This window comes from Kitasatospora aureofaciens (assembly GCF_019192735.1).
Taxonomy (GTDB): Bacteria; Actinomycetota; Actinomycetes; order Streptomycetales; family Streptomycetaceae; genus Kitasatospora; species Kitasatospora aureofaciens_A.
Genome location: NZ_JAHTKP010000097.1, coordinates 1 through 21622, shown reverse-complemented (window position 1 = coordinate 21622; position 21622 = coordinate 1). Strand labels below are relative to the sequence as shown.

At 73.4% G+C, this 21622-nt stretch carries 20 protein-coding genes and 1 pseudogene; 14 read left to right on the top strand and 7 right to left on the bottom strand.

Features of this window, described 5'->3' with window-relative positions; translation table 11 throughout:
* The first annotated feature begins 20 nt into the window (after positions 1 to 20).
* The 3 genes from KV557_RS39455 to KV557_RS44300 all read left to right on the top strand — a co-directional run bounded on the left by KV557_RS39455 (position 21) and on the right by KV557_RS44300 (position 4846).
* Positions 21 to 578, top strand: coding sequence for a GNAT family N-acetyltransferase (locus tag KV557_RS39455; RefSeq protein WP_218206751.1), 558 nt, complete (start codon positions 21 to 23; stop codon positions 576 to 578).
* A 219-nt stretch (positions 579 to 797) separates the two neighbouring features.
* Positions 798 to 2549, top strand: coding sequence for a glycosyltransferase family 2 protein (locus KV557_RS39450; protein ID WP_308130292.1), 1752 nt, complete (start codon positions 798 to 800; stop codon positions 2547 to 2549).
* Positions 2550 to 2728: 179 nt separating this feature from the next.
* Positions 2729 to 4846 carry an acyltransferase family protein gene (locus KV557_RS44300; RefSeq protein ID WP_218206740.1) on the top strand — a complete coding sequence of 706 codons (2118 nt, stop codon included), beginning with the start codon at positions 2729 to 2731 and terminating at the stop codon, positions 4844 to 4846.
* Positions 4847 to 4917: 71 nt separating this feature from the next.
* Here KV557_RS44300 and KV557_RS39440 read toward each other — a convergent pair whose 3' ends face one another.
* The gene (locus tag KV557_RS39440; RefSeq protein WP_218206738.1) at positions 4918 to 5568 is read right to left on the bottom strand and encodes a hypothetical protein; all 651 of its coding nucleotides are present in this window, start codon (positions 5566 to 5568) and stop codon (positions 4918 to 4920) included.
* A gap of 149 nt (positions 5569 to 5717) precedes the next feature.
* Here KV557_RS39440 and KV557_RS39435 point away from each other — a divergent pair, with 149 nt between their 5' ends.
* Genes KV557_RS39435 through KV557_RS39425 form a run of 3 tightly spaced genes read left to right on the top strand, consistent with a single transcriptional unit; the run spans position 5718 to position 7191 of the window.
* The gene (locus KV557_RS39435; protein ID WP_218206736.1) at positions 5718 to 5948 is read left to right on the top strand and encodes a hypothetical protein; all 231 of its coding nucleotides are present in this window, start codon (positions 5718 to 5720) and stop codon (positions 5946 to 5948) included.
* A gap of 23 nt (positions 5949 to 5971) precedes the next feature.
* Complete coding sequence (locus KV557_RS39430; protein WP_218206735.1) at positions 5972 to 6493, top strand: hypothetical protein; 522 nt, start codon at positions 5972 to 5974, stop codon at positions 6491 to 6493.
* The gene (locus KV557_RS39425) at positions 6490 to 7191 is read left to right on the top strand and encodes a class I SAM-dependent methyltransferase (RefSeq protein WP_308130291.1); all 702 of its coding nucleotides are present in this window, start codon (positions 6490 to 6492) and stop codon (positions 7189 to 7191) included. The genes KV557_RS39430 and KV557_RS39425 overlap by 4 nt, the downstream gene beginning before the upstream one ends.
* A 418-nt stretch (positions 7192 to 7609) precedes the next feature.
* Here the strand turns inward: KV557_RS39425 and KV557_RS39420 are convergent, their stop codons facing one another.
* Together KV557_RS39420 and KV557_RS39415 are read right to left on the bottom strand one after the other, a co-directional pair.
* A complete protein-coding gene (locus KV557_RS39420) occupies positions 7610 to 8668 on the bottom strand; it encodes an SDR family oxidoreductase (protein ID WP_218206733.1) in 1059 nt (352 codons plus the stop codon).
* 100 nt (positions 8669 to 8768) lie between these two features.
* Positions 8769 to 9353, bottom strand: coding sequence for a TetR/AcrR family transcriptional regulator (locus tag KV557_RS39415; protein ID WP_218206731.1), 585 nt, complete (start codon positions 9351 to 9353; stop codon positions 8769 to 8771).
* Between the two features lie 437 nt (positions 9354 to 9790).
* Between KV557_RS39415 and KV557_RS39410 the strand changes: the two genes are divergently transcribed.
* Both KV557_RS39410 and KV557_RS39405 read left to right on the top strand, forming a co-directional pair.
* A complete protein-coding gene (locus KV557_RS39410) occupies positions 9791 to 10408 on the top strand; it encodes a hypothetical protein (protein WP_218206729.1) in 618 nt (205 codons plus the stop codon).
* A gap of 193 nt (positions 10409 to 10601) precedes the next feature.
* A complete protein-coding gene (locus KV557_RS39405) occupies positions 10602 to 10787 on the top strand; it encodes a hypothetical protein (RefSeq protein WP_218206727.1) in 186 nt (61 codons plus the stop codon).
* Positions 10788 to 10809: 22 nt separating this feature from the next.
* Here the strand turns inward: KV557_RS39405 and KV557_RS39400 are convergent, their stop codons facing one another.
* Positions 10810 to 11742 carry an oxidoreductase gene (locus KV557_RS39400; RefSeq protein ID WP_374106727.1) on the bottom strand — a complete coding sequence of 311 codons (933 nt, stop codon included), beginning with the start codon at positions 11740 to 11742 and terminating at the stop codon, positions 10810 to 10812.
* 65 nt (positions 11743 to 11807) lie between these two features.
* Between KV557_RS39400 and KV557_RS39395 the strand changes: the two genes are divergently transcribed.
* A complete protein-coding gene (locus KV557_RS39395; protein ID WP_256178640.1) occupies positions 11808 to 12815 on the top strand; it encodes a DUF5937 family protein in 1008 nt (335 codons plus the stop codon).
* Between the two features lie 68 nt (positions 12816 to 12883).
* Here KV557_RS39395 and KV557_RS39390 read toward each other — a convergent pair whose 3' ends face one another.
* A complete protein-coding gene (locus KV557_RS39390; protein ID WP_218206723.1) occupies positions 12884 to 13036 on the bottom strand; it encodes a hypothetical protein in 153 nt (50 codons plus the stop codon).
* 59 nt (positions 13037 to 13095) lie between these two features.
* Here KV557_RS39390 and KV557_RS39385 point away from each other — a divergent pair, with 59 nt between their 5' ends.
* From KV557_RS39385 to efeU, 5 genes are all read left to right on the top strand, one after another.
* Positions 13096 to 14130 carry a hypothetical protein gene (locus tag KV557_RS39385; protein ID WP_308130290.1) on the top strand — a complete coding sequence of 345 codons (1035 nt, stop codon included), beginning with the start codon at positions 13096 to 13098 and terminating at the stop codon, positions 14128 to 14130.
* A 119-nt stretch (positions 14131 to 14249) separates the two neighbouring features.
* Positions 14250 to 15074, top strand: a complete 825-nt coding sequence (locus tag KV557_RS39380) for an ABC transporter ATP-binding protein (protein ID WP_218206721.1) — start codon at positions 14250 to 14252, stop codon at positions 15072 to 15074.
* A 132-nt stretch (positions 15075 to 15206) separates the two neighbouring features.
* Complete coding sequence (gene efeO / locus KV557_RS39375; RefSeq protein WP_218206719.1) at positions 15207 to 16355, top strand: iron uptake system protein EfeO; 1149 nt, start codon at positions 15207 to 15209, stop codon at positions 16353 to 16355.
* Positions 16356 to 16464: 109 nt separating this feature from the next.
* On the top strand, positions 16465 to 17799 hold the full coding sequence (efeB, locus tag KV557_RS39370; protein ID WP_218206717.1) for an iron uptake transporter deferrochelatase/peroxidase subunit: 1335 nt from the start codon (positions 16465 to 16467) through the stop codon (positions 17797 to 17799).
* Positions 17800 to 17848: 49 nt separating this feature from the next.
* Complete coding sequence (efeU, locus tag KV557_RS39365) at positions 17849 to 18682, top strand: iron uptake transporter permease EfeU (protein WP_218206715.1); 834 nt, start codon at positions 17849 to 17851, stop codon at positions 18680 to 18682.
* A 143-nt stretch (positions 18683 to 18825) separates the two neighbouring features.
* Here the strand turns inward: efeU and KV557_RS39360 are convergent, their stop codons facing one another.
* Positions 18826 to 21435 (bottom strand): ABC transporter permease, encoded by a 2610-nt coding sequence (locus tag KV557_RS39360; protein WP_218206713.1) that lies wholly within the window; start codon positions 21433 to 21435, stop codon positions 18826 to 18828.
* A gap of 59 nt (positions 21436 to 21494) precedes the next feature.
* A pseudogene (locus KV557_RS43780) lies at positions 21495 to 21622 on the bottom strand (ABC transporter ATP-binding protein); the annotation flags it as partial.

The following is a 21622-nucleotide window of genomic DNA, read 5'->3' as shown; positions in this document are numbered from 1 at the left end:
CGTACGAAGGGACTCACCCCATGACCGACACCACCCGACCACCCGCCTTCCGTCCGGCGACCGCCGCGGACGTGCCCGCGCTCGTCGAACTCATCGAGTCCGCCTACCGCGGCGACGCCAGCCGGGCGGGCTGGACCACCGAGGCCGACCTGCTCGACGGGCAGCGCACCGACGCCGAGGGCGTCGCCGCCGCGATCGGCCACCCGGACGGGGTCGTCCTGGTCGTCGAGCGGGACGGCGAACTGCTCGCCTGCTGCCAGCTGGAGCATCGCGGCGACCGCGCCTACTTCGGCCTGTTCTCGGTGCGCCCGGGCCTCCAGGGCGGCGGCCTGGGCCGGGCCGTGCTGGCCGAGGCCGAGCGGCTGGCCGGCCGGGAGTGGGGCGTGGCCGCGCTGGAGATGGCGGTGATCGAGCAGCGCGCCGACCTGATCGCCTGGTACGAGCGCTGCGGCTTCCGCCGGACCGGGATCTACACCCCGTTCCCGTACGGCGACGAGCGCTTCGGCATCCCGCGGCGGCCGGATCTCCGCTTCGAGACGCTGATCAAGCGCCTGGCCGGGCCGGTGGGCGAGGCCTGACCTGGGACGGAAGCGCCCATGGACGTGCCTCAAGGTGCGTCCATGGGCGCTTTGTTGTGAGCGGATCCATGATCACTCGACGGGTGATGATCCGTCAAAGTCCCTGACCGGCACGGATGTGGAGATGTCATACCGCGTTCATGATTGGTCTAGGCCAATGTGAGAGGCTGAGGCTCGAACGGCCACGTTCTGTCCCACGCCCAGGGGGGCCACTTCCGCATGCCCGTACTCCATGGCACCGCCATGCCCGCACCCGACACCGGTCCGCGCCGGACACCCGCGGACCCCGACCTCCGACTCCCCGGCCCGCCCGACGACGAGGAGCTCTACTGGTACTTCGGTCCGCAGCGCCGCTGGGTGCTGCTCTGCGCCACCCTCTCCTACTCCGGAGCCACCGCCACGCTCGGCCTCTTCGCGCTCAGCCGGCCGCTGCTCTGGCCGTTCCTCCTGCTCACCGTGCTCAACGCGGCCACCTGGCTGCTCTCGCTCACCGACGGCCAGCGCGCCCGCCGCTACACGCGCGACTCGCACGACCTGCTGATGCGCGCCTGGCAGCCCGTCCGCCACCCGAGCGTCGACCTGCTGCTGCCCACCGCCGGCGAACCGCTGGCCGTCCTCGACAACGCCTACCGGCACACCGCCGCCGTCCGCTGGCCCGGCGAACTCACCGTCCTCGTCCTCGACGACGCCGCCCGCCCCGAGGTGCGCGAACTCGCCGAGTCCTACGGCTTCCGGTACCGCGCCCGCCCCGACCGCGGCCGGTTCAAGAAGGCCGGCAACCTCAACCACGGCCTCGCCGAGGGCAACGGCGAGATCATCGCCGTCCTCGACGCCGACTTCTGCCCGCGCCCCGACTTCCTGCACCACCTGGTGCCCTACCTCGACACCCCCGAGGTCGGCATCGTGCAGAGCCCGCAGTGCTTCGACACCGACGCCGACATGTCCTGGCTCGAACGCGCCGCGGGAGCCACCCAGGAGATCTTCTACCGCTGGATCCAGCCCTCCCGGGACGCCCGGGACGGCACCGTCTGCTGCGGCACCAACGCCCTCTACCGACGCGCCGCCCTCGAACGCGTCGGCGGCTTCGCGGAGATCGACCACAGCGAGGACCTCTACACCGGCCTCTCGCTCGCCCGCGCCGGGTGGACCACCCGGTACGTGCCCGCCCTGGTCGCCAAGGGCATGTCGCCCACCGGCCTGCCCGCCTTCATCAGCCAGCAGTACCGCTGGTGCCTCGGCTCCCTCGCCCTGGTCCGCGACCCGGGCTTCCGCCGGGGGCCGCTCTCCCGCTCCGCCCGGCTCTGCTTCTGGAACGGCATCCTCGGCTACGTCACCAGCGCGGTGAACGTCTTCGCCGTGCCGCTGCCCGCCCTGATCATGCTGTTCTTCGCCCCCGAGGAGATCGAGCCCTGGCAGGTGCTGCCGTTCCTGCCGCCGATCTGGGTCGCGCTGGTGCTGCTGCCCGCGATGTCCCGCACCCGCTGGCGCTTCGAGGTCACCCGGGTCCAACTCCTGGGCGGGCTCTGCCACATGGTCGCCATCGCGCACGCGCTGCGCCGGCGCAGCGCCGACTGGGTGCCCACCGGCGCGGTCTTCGGCGGCAGTTCGCTGGCCCGGGCGGTCGCCCGGATCGGCGTCTGGTGGCTCGGGTTCGTCGTCCTCGCCGGGGCTGCCGGGCTCGTCCGGGCCGCGCTGGAGCACGGCTGGCAGCCGTACTGGGCGCTCACCGCCCTGCTCGCGCTCACCGCGTACAGCGTAATCCCGCTCATCCGGGCCCTGTGGCCCCTGCTGCGCGGCGGCAACGGAGCCGCCGTCGCCGAAGTCGCCCCGCCCGCGCGGCGCCGCTCCGACCTGGGCCTCGGCCTGGGCTTGGACCTGGGCTTCGGCCGGGCGGAAGCCGTCGCCGTTACCGCCGTGCTGCTGCTCTGCGGGCTGCTGGCGTCGGGCTGGGCGGACCCGCTGGTCTTCTGACGACCTGCTTTTCGCTCTGGCCTCTCTTGCGTCTGCTCTTCCTCGCGTCTGCACCCTCTCGCGTCTGCACCCTCTCGCGTCTTCCTTGCGCGTCGCCCCACCGGCGCGGACCCGCTGCCCGGCCGCCCCATCGGCCCGGCGGCCCCGACCACCGCTGCCAGCCCTGCAAGGAGCACCCTGTGCCCACGGCCGTCCCACCGTCGAGCGCCGAACCGCCGACCACCGCCTCGTCCGACCTCCTGCTGCCCGGCGTCGTCCGGGTCGACCGCCGGGCCGCGCCCGACCGGCGCGGGGCCTCCGAGGTGGCCGATCCGGAACCACGTCAGCGGGCCGCCTTCCGCCCCGACATCGAGGGGCTGCGCGGCATCGCCGTCCTCTCCGTCCTCGCCTTCCATGCCGCCGTGCCCGGTTTCACCGGCGGCTACGTCGGCGTCGACATCTTCTTCGTCATCTCCGGCTTCCTGATCACCGGCCTGTTGGTGGGCCGTCCGCTCGGGCTCGTCGACTTCCTCGCCCGGCGCGCCCGCCGCATCCTGCCCGCCGCCGCCGTGGTGCTCGTCGCCACTGCGGCCGCCGGCGGCGCCCTGCTCGACCCGCTGCGCGGCACCGACCTCGCCCGCGACCTGATCGCCGCCGCCGGGCAGTACGCCAACTGGCGGTTCGTCGGCCGGCAGACCGACTACCTCGCCGCCGAACACGACCCCAGCCCGCTCCAGCACTTCTGGTCGCTCGGCGTGGAGAACCAGTTCTACCTGCTGTGGGGCGTGCTGCTGCTCGGCCTCGCCCGCTACCTGCACGGGCGCCGCCGCACCCTCGGGATCTCGCTCGCGACGGTCGCCGTCGGCGGCGTCTCGCTGGTGCTGTGCATCCGGTGGACGCAGACCTCCGCGCCGTTCGCCTACTTCTCGACGGCGAGTCGGCTCTGGGAGTTCGCGGCCGGTGCCTGCGCGGCGCTGCTCGCCGGACTGGCCGCCGGCCGACGGGTGGACCGGGCGCTCCGGCTGCTCGGGTGGGGCGGCCTCGCGGCCGTCGTCGTACCGATCTTCCTGTACGACCGCAACACCCCCTTCCCCGGCACCGCCGCACTGCTGCCCGTCCTCGGCGCCGCCGCCGTCCTGCTCGCCGGACCCGGCCGCGCGCTCACCGCCACCGACGCCGGGCGACTGCTCGCCACCCGCCCGCTGCGCGCCGCCGGGCGCCTCTCGTACGCCTGGTACCTGTGGCACTGGCCCGTCCTGACCATCGCCCAGGCCCGCTACGGCACCCTGCCCTGGACCACCCTGCTGGCGCTGGTCGCGGCGAGCGCGCTGCCCGCCTGGCTCGCCATGCGCCTCGTCGAACAGCCGCTGCGGTACGGCAGCAGCCCGGCCCCGCGCCGCGGCCTCGCCGTCGGCGCCAGCGCCCTCGTCATCCCGCTGATCGCCGGGCTCACCCTCGGCGGCGGCACCGTCCGCGCCCTCGGCGCCGCCGACACCCCGTCCGTCGCCCCCGCCGGCGCCGTGGACGGGCCGAGCCTGCTCGCCCCCGGCACCCGGGTCACCGGCCTGACCCCCTCGCTCGCCCGCGCCCGGGAGGACTTCCCGCCCGGCAAGGGCTGCGAGATCCCGCTCAACGCCGACACCAGCCCGCGCTGCCTCTTCGGCGACACGAACAGCCCCGACCGGATCGTCCTGCTCGGCGACTCGCACGCCGGGCAGTGGATCTCCGCCGGCATCGCCTTCGCCGAGCAGCGGCACTGGGCGCTGGAGGTCCTGGTCAAGCCCGGCTGCCCGCTGGCCACCCTCACCGTGCGCAACAACGTCCTCGGCCGCACCTTCGACGAATGCGACCGCTGGCGCGAGAACACCCTCACCCGGCTCGCCACCGGCCCCAAACCGCGCCTCGTCGTCATGGCCGGCCTCAACCGCTACGGCACCCGGGAGGAACGCACCCAGGGCTGGAGCCGCACCCTCGACCGCCTCGCCGCCACCGGCGCACCCCTCGCCTACCTCGGCGACACCCCGATGCCCGGCAAGGACATCCCCACCTGCCTCGCCGCCTCCGACGGCCGCTCCGACGCCTGCTTCTTCCCGCGCCACACGGCCTTCGAAGCCGACCCGATGCTGGACGGCGGCCTCGCGGCCCGCTACGGGGTGCGGGTCGTCGACGTCGGCCCGCTGCTGTGCCCGGGCAGCGGGCCGGACTGCCCGGCGGTGCTGGAAGGCGTCGTGCTGTACCGGGACACCGGGCACATCACGGACACCCTCGCCCGTGTGCTGGCCCCGCGCCTGGACAAGGGGCTGCTGAGGGCGGGGTGAGGTGGCGCGGGGCCGTCGTAGGGTCCGGTCCGAGGATCGGTGGCGGGCCGTCTCGGCTGGCGGCGGGGGCTCTAGCCGTAGATGCTGCGGCAGAGTCGGGCCTGCTCCGAGTCGGCGGGCCAGCGGCCGATCCGTTCGGCCTGGTCGCAGATCGAGCCCGGGCCGAGCGTCGGGAACGTCGTGCCGTCGCCCCGGCCCTGGGCCGCGGGGGGCGGGGCCGGGCTGTGCGGGGCGGGCTTCGTGCGGGGTGCTGCGGAGCGCGGGGTGTGGCCCGGCCTCGGGCGCGGGCTCGCGGCATGTTCCGCCCCGGCGGGCTCCTCGTCCGTCGCGGTCCCCGTAGCCGGTGCCGACTGGCCGCCCGCGGGGGTCGGGGCCGGCAGCGGGGACGGCGCCGGCGTGGCCGCGGGCGGCGAGACCGGCAGCAGGTCCGGGGCCGCCGGGACGGACGGCGTCGGCGAGGTGGCCTGCGGCAGCGCCACCACCGACGCCTCGTCGCCCGCTCCCGGCCCGCACATCGCCAGGACGGACCCCAGCACGGCGACCGTCCCCACCGCCGCGGCGGCCCACGCCTTCCGCGACCGCCGCGGGGCCGGGGCCGGGTCGGGCGCAGGCGGCGGGACGGACGTGTAGGCCGGCCCGGTCGGGGGAGGGGCGGGTACCGGTGGCGGCTGCCAGGCCTGCTGCGGCCACTGCCACTGCCCGCCGGTGGGCTGCCCAGTCATGTCGATGTCCTCCTGCTGTCCGACCCCCGCCGTACCGTGTGCCGTGCTCAACGAGCCCCCGTGCTCAACGAGCGGGCCGACGCCGGGACATGACCCGGAAGAGGGTTCTGGACGGGCGCCGATTGCCGCCGCGCCACATGCTTGGGGGCATGGAGATCAACAGCACGTCCAAGCCCCTGGTCGAGATCGCCGAGTTCCGCACCGACAGCCGCTACCGGCTGGTCCACTTCGAGGGCCACGGCTGGGAGCCCCTGGCGCCCGAGGAGTTCGAGCCCCGGATCCACCAGCTGTTCCCCGACCTCGACCCGCGTGATCCGGTCCGCGTCCACTGGGCCGACCGCCCCTGGGAGTGGCCCGCCTGGCACCCCGGCGAGGCCTGAGCGCTCGGTATTAGGCTGTCCGGGTGAGTGACCACTACTGGCGGCGCCTGCCCGGACCGGCCGTCGACGCGAGTTCGCCGCGTGAGCTCGGCGAGCTCGTGCCCACCCGGTACGACGACCGCTTCGCCGAGCTGACCGCCGCCGGGCTGGCCCTGGGCGTGCGGCGGCACGCCTACCTGATGCAACTGGCCCTCACCGAGAACGGCCTGCACCCCGACCCGGCGGCCCGCCTGCCCGTCTACGGCGGTGGACGCGCCGAACGCACCGAACGCAGCGCGCGCCGCTCGGAGGGCGAGCCCGACCTGCTCGTCCTCCGCCCCGACCAGGTGGCCGTCGCCTCCGCGTTCCTGCGCGGCTCGGCCCTCGGCGAACTGGTGCGCCAACAGGACACCGTGCTCGCCCGCACGGTCGCCGCGCTCGGCTACGCCACGCCCTGGTCCGAGGCCCTCGCCGCCGAGGTGGTCGCCGACCTGCGGGAGTTGCGCGACTTCTTCGCGGGCGCGGCGGCGGCCGGCGACGCGGTGATCATGCTGGAGTCCGCGTGAACGGTCCGAACGAGGTGAAAGCGGAGCAGTTGAACGAGTTGAACGAGGTCGACCGCTTGGACGAGTTGAACGAGGTGGATGGCTTGGACGACTTGGACGACTTGAACGGCCGGGCCAGCAACGCCGGTTACGGCGCCGAGGCGGACGCGCTCGCCGTCCAGTACGAGAGCGTCGCCTTCGCCGACGTCCACCGCGACATGCTCCACCTGTTCCCGCAGCCACCCGCCGCCGTCCTCGACATCGGCGCCGGCACCGGCCGCGACGCGGCGGCCCTCGCCGCCCTCGGCCACCCCGTCGTCGCCGCCGAGCCGACCCCCGAACTCCGCCGCATCGGCGAGCAGTTGCACGCGGACTCCGGCATCCGCTGGGTCGACGACGCCCTTCCCGCGCTTCCGTCGCTGGGCGCCGCGCGCTTCGATCTCGTCCTCCTGACCGCCGTCTGGATGCACCTGGCCCCTGCCGAACGACCGCCCGCCATGCAGGCCCTCGCCCGCGTCCTCGCCCCCGGCGGGCGCGTCGTCCTCTCCCTCCGGCACGGGCTCGTCCCGTCTGGCCGCCGCATGTTCGACGTCCCGCCCGACGAGACCATCACCCTCGCCGCGACCCACCGCCTCCGTCTCCTCCACCGCACCGCCCGCGCGGACCTCCACGCCCGGCCCGGCGTCCACTGGACGGTGCTCGCGTTCGAGTCGGCCTGACGGTTCTCTCCCGCGATCCCTCGTTCACCTCGGGAATGTGGGGAAACTGACGAACCGTCAGCGAGAGCGAGAGACGCTCTATCTCGCGGAGGTAGTCGAGCTCGCTGAGGTCGGATGCAGTCATGCCCGGCAGTCTCGCACCGCACGAATCGCCCCTGCGAGCGGATTGATCGCCGGGCGCGGGAGGCCGGCCGGGTCGCCCCCATGGAAACCGCCGCCCCAGCGGACGTCTCGACGGTGATGCGGCGGGCGTGGCGCTCGACATGGTCCTACCCGGCGGAATTGCAGGCCCAGCGGCGGCCGGTGGGCGCGGGAAGTCGGGTGGGTCGACTTTCTGTGTGGGAGGGGTGCGGAGGTGGGCGGCCATGGGTGGGTGCGGAGTGGTCGGTGGGCGTGGGGAGTCGGGTGGGACGGCTTTCTATGTGCCGGTGCCGAAGTTGTCGGCGACCAGGCGGGTGGACCAGGTGCGGAGGGCGTTCGTTACGGGTGGGTGGGTGAGGTTGGCGGCGGTGGCCAGGTGGTCGGCGGAAGTGGTGTCGTAGCGGTCTTCGGAGAGGAAGGTGAGCGTCTCCGGGTCGGCGCCGGTGAGGGCCCGGGGGAGGCGGCGGACGACGGGGACAGGGATGAGGCCGCGGGGTGGGCGGACGCCGAGGTGGGTGGCGAGGAGAGCAATGAGGTCGGGGAGGAGGGGGGTGTCGGGATCGAGGACGGTGTGGGACTGGACGGGTGCCTGGTCGTGGGCGGGGACGGCGGCGAGGAAGCGGGCCAGGTGGTCGACCGTGACGACGGGGAGGAACGTTCGGCGGGTGCCGGGGAGCAGCGGGAGGCGGCCGCGGTGGAGTTGGCGGACGAGTTGGGCGAGGCCGAGGTACTGGCCGGCCTCGCCGGTGGTCGAGTGGCCGATGACGCTGCTGGGGTTGACGGTGGTGAGCGGGATGCCGAGCCGGCCGGCCGTCACGCGTACGGCGGCGTCGCCGAGTTGCTTGGACGCCTCGTAGGCGCCGAGGCGGGCGTAGAGGGCTGCGGTCTCGCGGGGCGGGAGCGGATGAACGGGCCGGGGGTCGCGGCCGACGCGGTAGCCGGAGAGGTGGACGTGGCGGCGGAGGTGGGGGCGGGTGGCGGACCAGTGGAGGGCGTGCAGGGCGCCGTCGACGTTGGCGGGGTGGGCCTGGGCGCGGGTGAGGCCGAACTCGTAGCGGGCGGCGAGGTTGTGGACGTCGCGGACCTCCGCGAGCAGGGCGTCGTCGTCGGGGGAGAGGCCGAGGCCGGGGCGGGTGAGGTCGGCGGCGACGGTGGTGAGGGCGGTGTCGTCGGCGCCGTGGGCGCGGAGCCAGTGGCGGAGGCCGGTGTCGTGCTCGGTGCCGGGGCCGCCGCGGACGGCGGCGGCGACGGGCTCGCCGAGGGTGAGGAGTTCGAGGACCAGCCAGCGGCCGAGGAAGCCGGTGGCGCCGAGGACGAGGGTGCTTGGAAGTGGCATGGTGAGCCGCTCTCCATTTTCTGTAGACCGGTCTGTATATTTTCTGGGCGCGCGAAGAGACGACGTGGTGGGGTCGGAACCGACCGGCCCCACCGCGCGCTTAGCGAGGCGCCTTCGCGCCGATGAGGTGCAGCACCGCGTGCTCGGCGTGGTCGAGCGGCTCGCGGCTGCGGCGGACCGAGGCGAGCAGGACCGCGCCCTCCAGCAGGGCGAGCGCCTGCCCGGCGGCGGTGTCGGCCTCGGCTGGGCCGAAGCCCTCGGCCTCCAGCCGGTCGGCCAGGACGCGTTGCCAACTCCCGTACACCTCGGCGCAGACGGCGCGCAGGGGTTCGTTGGTGCCGGCGGCCTCGAGGGCGACGGTCGCGATCGGGCAGCCCTTGGTGTACCCGGACTGCGTCAGGCGGGCGGCGAAGATCTCGGTGAGGCGCCGGACGAGCGTCCCGGCGTCGACGCCCTCGGCGGCGAGGGCCTTGAGCAGGTCCTCGATCTCCTGTCCGGCCTGGACGAGTGCGGCGGCGACCAACTGGTCCTTGCCCTCGGGGAAGTGGAAGTAGAGCGAGCCGCGCGGCGCCCCGCTCTCGGTGACGATGTGGTTGACGCCGGTGCCGAAGTAGCCCTGCGCCTCGATCAGTGCCCGCGTGCCGGCGATCAGCCGGGCCCGGGTCTCCTCGCCCTTGACTCCCATGCGGGAAACAGTAGACCGGTCTGTATATTCTTGTCGACCGTGATCAGAGATCAGAGCCGGAGTTCGGCCGGGAAGCCGGTCCGGCACAACTCCGCGGGCAGATGCCGCATGTCGTTGAGGGCCACGAGGGACGCTGGCCGCCCAGGGGCATAACCACCGACTCCGGACCACGCGCCCGCTCCTCGGTCGTGGCGCGGTCGAGGAAGTACCAGCAGCAAGTCGGCGCTGTCGGCGGCGCCTGCCGGCGCAGTCGGGTGAGCTCCTCGCGCTCCTCAAGGGCCGGCCTCCCCCGCGAGGGTGAGCCGTTCCGTTCTCAGGGCGGATTTGCCGCTCTTGCACTCACTGCGATCTTTGATTCAGCGAGGCACTGCCCACAGGATCGGCGGACGAACCCGACTGTCCGCACCGATCGGGCGTTCGGACCAGGAGGATTCCCCATGACGGCTCGCTCCATTCTGGCAACGCTGCACGGCCGGACGGCAGTGGGAGTGCCCCGCTGGGCGGTGTGGGCCGCGTACGCGACGTCGTTGACCGTGCTGCCTGCCGGCCTCTGGCGGATCCTGGGCGTCGACCTGCGGATACCGCTGATGGAGGCCCCGACCGACGGCCACCGGGCACCGGCCTGGTTCGGCGGCGAGTGGTGGTACGTCATCGCGCTGAGCCTGGTCAGCGAGGCCCTGGCGTTCCTGGCGGTCGGTCTGGTCAGCGAGTGGGGCGAGGTGTGGCCCCGGTGGATCCCGGGCCTGGGCGGCCGCCGGGTCCCGATCCTTGCCGCGGTCATCCCGGCCGGCCTCGGCGCGACGTTCAACACCCTGCTCTGGCCGTACTCGATGACCATGATCAGCATCGGACGCAGGGTCGATGGTGCCACCAACCCCGGTGTGGGCGTGCATGGCTGGCGGGCCGTCGTCTTCTACGGAGCGTACTGGCCGCTGGCGGCCTGGGGGCCGCTGCTCGGCATCCTCACCGTGCATTACTACCGCCGGCGCCGCGCTGCCGAGTCCGCCGGCGCGGCGGTCCCCCGGAAGGTTGGGGCGGCGCTCAACACGGCATGACGGCCCGCCGGCCGGCCTGAGGCTGGGGACGTCCGGGCGACCCACCGGTCCAACGAAGCCGTGGCGGTCAGGCGCGAGCGATTCGCGTCGGCCCACTGGGCATCGATCCACACGCACCACCGAGACCCACACAAGATGAGATGTCGGCTTCCCTGAGAACGGCAGGTTCCGTGACACGGGACGTGCCGAGGCCGTGCGCGCAGCGTTGCTGCGCCCGCCGCTGTACCAGCGGGACTACGCGCACGGCCTCGGCACTGTCTACACCGCCGTCTACCGGCCGGGCCTCGGCGAGGTCGACTACCTCTGGCCGGGCGGGGTCGAGTGGCGGCAGTCTTTCGCCGCCTTCGACCCGGGCACCCGGGCGGTCACCCTCGAATAGGACCCACCAAGTTGGCGCAGGATCAGCCCGCGTGGGCCGCGTCCAGCAGGGCCAGGTCGTCGGCGGAGAGGTGGAGGGCGCCGGCGGCGATGTTGTCGGCGAGGTGGGCGAGGTCGCCCGTGCCGGGGATGGCGAGGACGTGCGGACCGCGGTGGAGGGTCCACGCCAGCCGGACCTGGGCGGCGCTCACCCCGTGGGCCTTCGCGACGGCCTCGACCTGCGGCGGCTCACCGGTGCCCGCGGCGCCCGTGCCGCGTTCCCGGCCGGCGCCCGCGATGGCGTAGAAGGGGACGAACGCGATGCCCTGCTCGCCGCACAGGCGCAGCACCTCGTCCTGCTCGGCGGAGGCGCCGATGCCGTACGGGTTCTGCACGCAGACGACCGGGGCGATGTCCCGGGCCTCGGCGAGGTGGTGCGGGCGGATGTTGGAGAGGCCGAGGTGGCGGATGAGGCCGGCCTTCTGCAACTCGGCGAGGGCGCCGAAGCGTTCGGCGATCGAGTCGGTGCCGAGGATGCGCAGGTTGACCAGGTCGAGGTGGTCGCGGCCGAGTTGGCGCAGGTTCTCCTCGACCTGCGCGCGCAGCCGCTCGGGGGTGCGGGCGTGTTGCTCCCACGAGCCGTCGAGGCCGCGGGCGGGGCCGACCTTGGTGGCGATCACCAGGTCGTCGGGGTAGGGCGCGAGGGCGCGGTTGATCAGCTCGTTGGCGGAGCGCAGCGGGGAGAAGTAGAAGGCGGCGGTGTCGATGTGGTTGACGCCCAGTTCGACGGCGCGCCGCAGGACGGCGATCGCCTGGTCGCGGTCGCGCGGGACGGCGTCGGGGGTGAGTGCGGGGCCGGTCTGGGGGAGGCGCATCGTGCCGAAGCCGATGCGGTGGACGGTGCGGTCGCCGAGCGTCCAGGTGCCGGAGGCGGCGGCGTTGATCGTGGCAGGGAGGTCGGAAGTCATGGAGTACATGATCGAACTTGCACTAGCCTGACCGCCAATGATTCGGGAATGTGTGAATCCACGGGGGCGGGGTCATGTCGGCGGACATGTCGGCGGAGTTGTCGTTCACGGTGGGCGATCTGGCGAGCATGCGGTTCGCCGTCTCGCCGATGTGGGAGGTCGGGCCGAGCCTGCGGCTGCTGGCCGGGCGGGCCGCCCACCCGGTGCACCGGCCGTGGGTGGAGCAGGTGCGGCCCCGGGTGGCCGCCGCCGGGCTCGACCGGGGCTGGCTCGCCGAGATCGTGCCGCCCGCCGGGTATGTCCCGGACTTCATCAACCCGGCCCCGGCCGGCCCCGCGCCCACCCTGGCGGAGGAGCTGGCCGCGATCCGGGCCACGCCCGCCGAGCGGGTGCGGCGCGACCTCGACCGGATGCGGAACGGCAACGGGGAACTCGGCCCGCGCCTGCGCGCGCTGTACGCCGACCCGGCCACGGGGCTGGTCCGGCTGACCGAGGCGCTCGACGCGTACTGGGACCTCGCGCTCGCGCCGTACTGGGCGCGCATCCGCGCCGTCCTCGACGCGGACGTGCTGCACCGGGCCCGCCGGGCCGCCGAGCACGGCGCGGCGAGCGTCCTCAACGACCTGCACGCCGAGGTCCGGTGGACGGAGGGCGCACTGCGGCTGGACCGCCGTCCGAGCCCGATGTCCCGCCAGACGGCGGGGGCGGGCCTGCTGCTGATCCCGTCCGCCTTCACCGGGCCGAGCCTGTTCACCCGGGTGGCGCCGCCGGACCCGCCGCAGTTCGCCTACCCGGCACGCGGCATCGGCACCCTGTGGGCCGCCCGGCCGGCCGCGTCGAGCACGGCCCTCGCGGGTGTCCTCGGCCGCTCCCGCACGCTCCTGCTGCTGGAACTCGCCGCCCCGGCCTCCACCACCGAACTCGCCCACCGCACAGGGCTGTCACCCTCGGCCGTCTCCCAGTACCTGACCGCCCTGCGCGACGCCCGCCTGGTGAGTTCCCACCGCGCGGGGCGCTCGGTGCTGTACGCCCGGACGGCGGCGGCGGAGGTGCTGCTCGCGGCGGTGGCCGACGGGCGCTGACGAGGGGAAAGGGGGTTGACGGCCGGTGGCGTGCCGGGCCGTGCGTCCCGGATGTCCGACCGCCGGGGCTACGGCGCGCAGCTGTACGCCCGCGGGCTGCGGCGGGCGTGGGGTTGGGCGAACTCCTTGTAGGCCGCCGCGATCTCGCCGGGGCCGGACGGGTCCCAGAAGTCCTGGCTCTCCCGGAGGACGGCCAGGTGGTACCCGGGCCCGTCCGCCACCCGGTGCGGTCGGGCGGTGCCTCGGCCGGATCCAGGGGTGGCCGCCACATACTGGCCGCGTGACGAACGCAGACGACGGACGGACGGCCGGGCGGCGTGACGTGCTGCGGGCGGGCGCTGCGGCGCTGGTGCTCGGCGCGGCCGGGTGTACGAGTGGCGGCAAGCAGCCGGTGGTGGCGGCGAGTTCGGATGCCGGTCCGACCACGGCGCCGCCCGCAACGCCGTCCGCAACGCCGTCCGCGACACCGCCCGCGGCGCCCACCCCGCTCCCCAACCCCCCGCTCTGGCAGCCCGGTCCCTCCGAGGTGCAGCCGGACGTCAAGCGTCGCGCCGTCGAGCTGGTCGCCGCGCTCGGCGCCTGGCCGCCCGGCGGCCAGGGCGCGGCGGCGGCCCGGGCCCGGGTGGCGGCGCTCGGCCTGCCGCCGGGGCTCGCCGACCAGGCCGGCCCGCTCGCCCCGGCCGCGCCGGAGGCGAGCCTGGAGGTGATCGACGCCCAGTACGGCGGGATCCTCGCCGACTCGGCCAGCGTGCTGGTGGTCTGCCGGCAGTGGACCCGGCAGCCGGACGGCTCGGTGGCCGCGGGCGGCGCCACGGTGGACGTCCGCCTCAGCCGCGCCGCGCCGCGCTGGACCGTCACCGAGCTACACCCGGGCGAGCCGGGCCCGCCCGCCGCCGCGCCGTCCCCGGCCGTGGCCCAGGTGCTGGCACAGTCGCGGATCGAGCTGCCGCCCGAGGCGCTGGCGGACCTGCGCAGCGGCACCGTCCACGACAGCGTGCTGCACGCGATGCTGCAGCTCGCCGGCACCTACACGCTGTCGGTGAGCGTGGTGCGGACCGGGCACCCGCTGGACGTCTTCGGCACGACCCGGCCCAGCGACCATCCGCTGGGCCGGGCCTTCGACGTCTGGCGGATCGACGGCCGGGCGGTGGTGGACCCGTCGACGCCCCGGCAGCTGGTCGAGTCCTTCATGCGGGACGCGGCCGCCGCCGGTTCGTACAACGTGGGCGGTCCGGTGGCGATCCCGGGCCCCGGCAACCAGTTCTTCACGGACGACACCCACCACGACCACGTCCACGTCGGGTTCACCAGCTGAGAACCGCTGAGAACCGCTGAGAACCGCTGAGAACCGCTGAGAACGGCCGAGAACCGCTGAGAATCCAGCATCTGAGCACTCCGTGACGATCCGTTCGTACCGGTTGTACCGTGCACCCCATGACCACGCCCGACCCCACCTTCTCCGGCCCGCTGCTGCGCACCAACAACGTGGACGTCGTCCGCGACGGCCGCTACCTGCTGCGCGGGATCACCCTCGCCATCCACCCCGGCGAGCACTGGGCGCTGCTCGGTGCCAACGGTGCCGGGAAGTCCACCCTGCTCGGCCTGCTCGGCGCGGTCTCCCACCCCACCCGGGGCGAGGTGGACGTGCTCGGCCGCCGGCTCGGCCGGGTCGACATCCGTGAACTGCGCGCCCACCTGGGCCACGTCAATCCGCGCCACCCGCTGCGCTCGCCGCTGACCGTCCGCGAGGTGGTGATCACCGGGCACACCAACACCATCGAGCCGGAGTGGCACCGCAAGCCCGGCCCCGAGGTGCTCGACCGGGCCGAGCAGCTGATCGAGACGCTCGGCATGACCGCCATGGCCGAGTCCCCGTGGACCACGCTCTCCCAGGGCGAGCGCGGCCGGGCCCTGATCGCCCGCGCGCTGATGCCCAGCCCCCGCCTGCTGCTGCTCGACGAGCCGGCCACCGGGCTCGACCTGACGGCCCGCGAGCTGCTGCTCGACAGCCTGGACCTGCTGCGCCACCAGCACCCCGAGCTGGCCAGCGTGCTGGTCACCCACCACCTGGAGGAGCTGCCGGAGAGCACCACCCACGCGCTGCTGCTGAGGGACGGTGGGTGCCTGGCGGCCGGGCCGGTGGACGACGTGATGACCACCGAGCTGATCAGCGCGACCTTCGGCCACCCGATCCGGATCAGCCGGCACGAGGGCCGCTGGACGGCCCGCGCGGCCGCCCGTCGTACGCCCGGGCGGTGACGGACCCAGGGGGCGGGTGTGGACGGTAAAGAATTCTTACGTAAGGTATGCCTTAGCTAAAGAGGTGGCGCCGGCTTGGTCGGCGCTTGAACCTGTCATGGCACACCCATGCCCTTTTCCGTTGGAGCCCGCATGTCCGCCCGCCGCCGTTCCACCGCAGCCGCGCTGCTCACCCTCGCCGTCGCGACCGCCACCCTGGCCGGCTGCGCGGAGAAGAAGGACGACAAGGAGGGCGGCGGCGACGCCGTGAAGATCAACGCCACCGACTCCGCGTGCGAGGTCTCGAAGACCAGCTTCCCGGCCGGCCATGTCGTCCTGGACATCAGCAACAAGGGCTCGAAGACCACCGAGGTCTATGTCTACGGCGACGGCGACAAGATCATCACCGAGCGCGAGAACATCGGCCCCGGCACCAAGGCGACCATCAACGCCGAGATCAAGGCCGGCGCGTACGAGATCGCCTGCAAGCCCGGCATGGTCGGCGACGGCGTCCGCCAGAAGATCACCGTGACCGGCGAGGGCGGCAGCTCCGCCTCCGCCGACCCGCGCCTGGCCGCCGCCGTCGACGCCTACCGCGCGTACGCCCAGGAGCAGGCCGACGCCACCGTCCCGGCCGTCGAGGCCTTCGCCGCCGCGATCAAGGCGGGCGACCTGGAGAAGGCCAAGTCGCTCTACGCCCCCTCGCGCACCGGCTGGGAGCGCACCGAGCCGGTCGCCGAGAGCTTCGGCGACGTCGACCCGAAGACCGACACCCGCGAGGACAAGGTCGAGGCCGGGCAGCAGTGGACGGGCTGGCACAAGCTGGAGAAGTCGCTCTGGGCGGACGCGCGGATCGGCGACGACGAGAAGAAGCTCGCCGACCAGCTGGTCAACGACCTCAAGGACTGGCAGAAGAAGATCCCCCAGGCGGAGATCACCGCGACCAGCATGGCCAACGGCGCCAAGGAGCTGCTGGACGAGGTCGCCACCAACAAGATCACCGGCGAGGAGGACCGCTACAGCCACACCGACCTGGCGGACTTCCACGCCAACGTCGAGGGCGCGCAGAAGGCCTACGACCTGCTGAAGCCGGTCGCCGCCGAGAAGAACCCCGAGCTGGCCAAGACCCTGGACTCCGAGTTCGCCGCCATCCAGGCCCTGCTCGCCAAGTACCGGCAGGCCGACGGCACCTTCACCTCCTACGACAAGGTCGCCGAGGCCGAGCGCAAGACCTTCTCCGACGCGGTCAACTCGCTGGGCGAGCCGCTGTCGAAGCTGGCCGCCGCCGTGGTCGTCAAGTAGCCACCCCCTCCCGCATCCCGAACACGCAGTCACCCCACCGACGCCGTGGCGGCCCCGAACCGGCCGCCGCGGCATCGGTGAGTCAGCACAGAGAAGGGCCCGCCCGCCGATGGACGCCGAGAACGAGCAGCAGAACGGGACGCCGGCCGGTACCGACGCCACCAACTCCCGCGGTACCGCCTCCGGGAGCACCACCCCCGGGAGCACCGTCAGCCGGCGCGCCGTCATCGGCTGGGCCGGCGCGGGCGTTGCGCTCGGCGCCGCCGCCGTCGGCTCGGTCGCCGCGGCCACCCGGCAGGAAGACCCCGCCCCGGCGCCGGCCGCCGCGACCGGCGCCGAGGTGCCCTTCTACGGCGAGCACCAGGCCGGCATCGCCACGCCCGTCCAGGACCGGCTGCACTTCGCCGCGTTCGACGTCTCGGAGAAGGCCACCCGGGAGTCGCTGGTCAAGATGCTCAAGGAGTGGACCAAGGCGGCCGCCGCGATGACCGGCGGCCGCGAGGTCGGTATCGGCGCCGCCACCGGCCTGCCCGAGGCGCCGCCGGACGACACCGGCGAAGCCCTCGGCCTGCCCGCCTCCCGGCTCAGCCTCACCATCGGCTTCGGGCCGAGTCTGTTCGAGAAGGACGGCATGGACCGCTTCGGCCTGAAGGCCAAGCGCCCCGAAGCCCTGATCGACCTGCCGAACTTCAAGGGCGACAAGCTCGACCCGCTGCGCAGCGGCGGCGACCTGTGCGTCCAGGCCTGCGCCGACGACCCGCAGGTCGCCGTGCACGCGATCCGCAACCTGGCTCGGATCGGCATGGGCACCGTCGGCATCCGCTGGTCGCAGCTCGGCTTCGGCAAGACCTCCTCCACCACCCCGGACGCCCAGACCCCGCGCAACCTGCTCGGTTTCAAGGACGGCACCCACAACATCGCGGGCACCGACGGCACCCGGCTCGCCGAGCACGTCTGGGCCGCCCCGGGCGACGGACCCGACTGGATGACCGGCGGCTCCTACCTGGTCGCCCGACGGATCCGGATGCACATCGAGACCTGGGACCGCACCTCGCTCAAGGAGCAGGAGGACGTCTTCGGCCGCACCAAGGGCGAGGGCGCCCCGTACGGCAAGGTCAAGGAGCACGACGACCCGGACCTCAAGGCGATGCCGGCCGACTCGCACGTGGCCCTGGCCCACCCGGACGCCAACAACGGCCTGATGATCCTGCGCCGCGGCTTCTCCTTCACCGACGGCACCGACGGCCTCGGCCGCCTCGACGCCGGCCTGTTCTTCCTCGCCTACCAGCGCGACACCCGCAGGGCCTTCGTGCCGCTCCAGCAGCGGCTGGCCGGCAGCGACAAGCTCAACGAGTACATCCAGCACGTCGGTTCCGCCCACTTCGCCTGCCCGGCGGGCGTCCGCAAGCCGGGGGAGTGGTGGGGCCAGGCCCTGTTCGGCTGACGGCCCGACCGCGATCCCTGTACCACCTCACCACCCCCCAGGAGCCCGCGTGTTCGGCAACTACCTGATCGGCCTGCGCGAAGGCCTCGAAGCCAGCCTGGTCGTCTGCATCCTGATCGCCTACCTGGTCAAGACCGGCCGCCGGGACAAGCTGCCGCCGGTCTGGACCGGCGTCGGCTCGGCGGTCGTGCTCAGCATGGCGTTCGGCGCCGTGCTGCAGTTCGGCTCCTCGCAGCTCACCTTCGAGGCGCAGGAGGCGCTGGGCGGCAGCCTGTCGGTCATCTCGGTCGGCCTGGTCACCTGGATGGTGTTCTGGATGCGCCGCACCGCCCGGCACCTGAAGACCGAGCTGCACGGCAAGCTGGACGCGGCCATCGCCATGGGCACCACGGCGCTGGTGGTCACCTCCTTCCTCGCGGTCGGCCGCGAGGGCCTGGAGACGGCGCTGTTCATCTGGTCGGCCGTCCAGGCCACCGGCGACGGCTACAACCCGCTGATCGGCGCGGCGCTCGGCCTGCTCACCGCGGTGGTGCTCGGCTGGCTGTTCTACCGTGGCGCGCTGAGGATCAACCTGGCCAAGTTCTTCACCTGGACCGGCGCGATGCTGGTCGTCGTCGCGGCCGGTGTCCTCGCCTACGGCGTGCACGACCTGCAGGAGGCTGGCTGGCTGCCCGGCCTGCACAGCCTGGCCTTCGACATCAGCAGCACCATCCCCAAGGACAGTTGGTACGGCACGCTGCTGAAGGGCGTGTTCAACTTCCAGCCGGATCCGACCGTGCTCCAGCTGGTGGTCTGGCTGCTCTACCTCGTCCCGACGCTGGCCGTGTTCTTCGGCCTGTTCGGGCGCCGGGCCGAGGCCGTCGCCCCAAGGCCCGCGGCCTGACCGTTCTCCCCGTTCCGCCCCGCACGGCACCCGATGCCGTGCGGGGCGGATTCATTTCCGCTGACACCGAGTGGAACCGATTCACATGCCGGAGCCCCGGACGGTTCGGCCGAACCGTCCGGGGCTCCTCGCGCGGTGCGGGCCTACTCGCTCTTGATCGCGCCCAGGATGTCCATCCGGGCGGCCCGGCGGGCCGGCCAGAGGGCGGCCAGCAGGCCGATCACGGCGGCCGCGACCAGGAAGCCGAGGATCTGCACCGGTGGCACCACGGTCGTCATGTTCTTGAACGAGTCCGCGAGCGTCCTGTTGCCGGCCCAGGCGACCACGATGCCGAGCCCGACCCCGACCACACCGCCGAACAGCGCGATCAGCAGCGACTCCAGCCGGACCATGCGGCCGATGCCCGTGCGGTCCAGGCCGATCGCCCGCAGCATGCCGATCTCCCGGCGGCGCTCGAACACCGACATCGCCATCGTGTTCACGACGCCGAGGACCGCGATCACCACGGACATCCCGAGCAGCCCGTACATCATGTTGAGTACGGCCGTGACCATCTGGCGGTTCTCCGCCTTGATGTCCTTCTCGCCCTTGACCGCGATCAGCGGGTTGCCGCCGGTCGCGTCCCGCAGCGCCTGCTTGAGCTTCTCGTCCGCGCCGTTGGTGCCCTTCACCAGGACCTTGTCCAGTCCGGTGCCGGGGAGGGCGTGCGGGCCGACCACGTTCTCGGGGGCGACGATGCCGGCCAGGGAGGTGTTGGCCTCCAGTACGGCGCCGACGGTGAGCGAGCCCTTGACGCCGTCGGGGTAGGTGACGGCGAGGACGTCGCCGACCTTGTACCCGGTGCGCTCGGCGGTGCCCGAACTCACCAGCAGCTTGCCCTGCTTGAGGGCGTCCGCCGAACCGTCCCTGACCTTGATGGTGGCCAACTGGTCGATGGTGGTCGCGTCGACCGCCGTCAGCCACTCGCTGTCGGAACCATCCGAGCCGGCCGAACCATCCGAGCCGGCCGAGCCGTTCCGGCCGCCCTGGCCGGTCTCCACCGGGACGGTGCGCATCGCGCTGACCGCGCTGACGCCGGGCGCCTTGGCGATCCGGGCGGCGACGTCGGGGGAGAGCATCGAGTAGTTCTCCATGGCCACGGTGTAGTCGGCCTTGAGGTCGCTCGCGGTGGCGTTGTCGACGGCCTTGTTCACCGAGGCGCCGACCACGGTCAGCGCGGTGATCAGGGTGACGCCGATGGTCAGCGCCGAGGCGGTGGCGGCGGTCCGGCGCGGGTTGCGGATCGCGTTCTCCTTGGCCAGCTTGCCGGGCGTGCCGTACAGCTTGCGCAGCAGCGGGGAGAACAGCCCGATCAGCGGCCGCGACAGCAGCGGGGTGAGCACGAACACGCCGATCAGCAGCGCGCCCGCGCCGAGGCCCACCAGCTTGACCTCCTTGGAGCCCGCGCCCGCCGCCAGGCCGGCCGCGCCGGCCAGCGAGAACAGCAGGCCGATCGTGTTGCGGACCACCAGGCTCTTCTGGGTGGCCGGCTGCTCGACCGAGGTCATCGCCGCCACCGGGGCAATCCGGGAGGCCCGGCGGGCCGGCAGCCAGGCGGCCAGCACGGTCACCGCGACGCCGACCACCAGCGAGGCGATCACCGTGCCCGGCGCGACCACCAGGGGGCCGTCCGGCAGGTTGGCGTCCCACGGGCCGTTCAGCAGCGACTGCAGTCCGGCGGCGAGGCCGATGCCCGCGAGCAGACCGGCCGCCGAGGCGGTCAGGCCGACCAGCAGCGCCTCGGCCAGGACGGACCGGGTGATCTGCTTGCGGCTTGCGCCGACGGCGCGCAGCAGCGCCAGTTCCCGGGTGCGCTGGGCGACCAGCATGGTGAAGGTGTTGGCGATGATGAAGATCCCGACGAACAGCGCGATGCCGGCGAAGGCCAGCAGCGCGGTGCTCAGGCCCTTGGTGCCCTCGGCGATCATCCGGTCCTGCTCGTCGGCGAGTTCGCGGCCGGTCTTCGCCTCGATGGCGTCGCCCTGCGGGACGGCCTGCTTGACGGCGGCGAGCAGCGCGGTGTCGTCCGTGCCCGGCTTGCCCTTGACGTCCAGCTCGGCGAAGCGGCCCGGGCTCAGGTAGAGCTGCTGGGCGGTGGCGGTGTCGAAGGCGGCGAGCGAGCCGCCGGAGACCACGCGCGGGTCGTTGGTGTGCAGGGTGCCGGTGAGCTTGAGCTCCATGACCGGGCCGTTGACGGCCACGCGCACGGTGTCGCCGACCTTGTAGCCGCCCTTGTCGGCGGTCCTGGTGTCCAGGGCGATCTCGTCGGAGGTGTGCGGGCCGCGGCCCTCGACCAGCGGGTAGCGCGGGTCGATGCCGTCGGCGCCCGGCACGTAGTTGGTGCCGGTGGTGGAGAAGCCGTTGCCGATCAGCGCGCCCTTCTTGTCGGCGATGCCGGCGAAGCCGCTGACCACGCCGCGGGCCCCGGCGGCGCCCGGCAGGGCCGCGACGGCCTTGCGGGTCTCCTCGGTGAGGGTCGGCCCGGAGGCGGTCCTGCCGCCGCGGTCGTAGCCCCGGCCGATGGCGCCCCGGTCGGAGACCGTGACGGTGATGTCGGTGTAGCTCTTGGCGCTCTGGGACCTGAGCGCGTTGCCGAGGGTGTCGGTGAAGACGAGCGTGCCGGCCACGAAGGCGGTGCCGAGCAGGACGGCGAGCGTCGTCATCAGCAGCCGGGCCTTGTGGGCCAGCACGTTGCGCAGTGCGGTGCGATACATGAGTGGGTGTCAGTCCTGGTGATTCTCGGGGGTGTTGGCGCTTCGGACGGGGGCTTCGGCTAGCTGGTGCGGCCCTTGGCGTCGAAGCGGCGCATGCGGTCCAGGACGGTGTCGGCGGTGGGGGTGTGGAGTTCGTCGACGATGCGGCCGTCGGCGAGGAAGACGACGCGGTCGGCGTAGGAGGCGG

Bases quoted from the DNA above. Each gene is read 5' to 3' on its own strand.
- KV557_RS39455 (WP_218206751.1), top strand. From the start codon at position 21: ATGACCGACACCACCCGACCACCCGCCTTCCGTCCGGCGACCGCCGCG.
- KV557_RS39450 (WP_308130292.1), top strand. From the start codon at position 798: ATGCCCGTACTCCATGGCACCGCCATGCCCGCACCCGACACCGGTCCG.
- KV557_RS39440 (WP_218206738.1), bottom strand. From the start codon at position 5,568: ATGACTGGGCAGCCCACCGGCGGGCAGTGGCAGTGGCCGCAGCAGGCC.
- KV557_RS39435 (WP_218206736.1), top strand. From the start codon at position 5,718: ATGGAGATCAACAGCACGTCCAAGCCCCTGGTCGAGATCGCCGAGTTC.
- KV557_RS39420 (WP_218206733.1), bottom strand. From the start codon at position 8,668: ATGCCACTTCCAAGCACCCTCGTCCTCGGCGCCACCGGCTTCCTCGGC.
- KV557_RS39415 (WP_218206731.1), bottom strand. From the start codon at position 9,353: ATGGGAGTCAAGGGCGAGGAGACCCGGGCCCGGCTGATCGCCGGCACG.
- KV557_RS39410 (WP_218206729.1), top strand. From the start codon at position 9,791: ATGACGGCTCGCTCCATTCTGGCAACGCTGCACGGCCGGACGGCAGTG.
- KV557_RS39400 (WP_374106727.1), bottom strand. From the start codon at position 11,742: ATGTACTCCATGACTTCCGACCTCCCTGCCACGATCAACGCCGCCGCC.
- KV557_RS39395 (WP_256178640.1), top strand. From the start codon at position 11,808: ATGTCGGCGGACATGTCGGCGGAGTTGTCGTTCACGGTGGGCGATCTG.
- KV557_RS39380 (WP_218206721.1), top strand. From the start codon at position 14,250: ATGACCACGCCCGACCCCACCTTCTCCGGCCCGCTGCTGCGCACCAAC.
- efeO (WP_218206719.1), top strand. From the start codon at position 15,207: ATGTCCGCCCGCCGCCGTTCCACCGCAGCCGCGCTGCTCACCCTCGCC.
- efeB (WP_218206717.1), top strand. From the start codon at position 16,465: ATGGACGCCGAGAACGAGCAGCAGAACGGGACGCCGGCCGGTACCGAC.
- KV557_RS39360 (WP_218206713.1), bottom strand. From the start codon at position 21,435: ATGTATCGCACCGCACTGCGCAACGTGCTGGCCCACAAGGCCCGGCTG.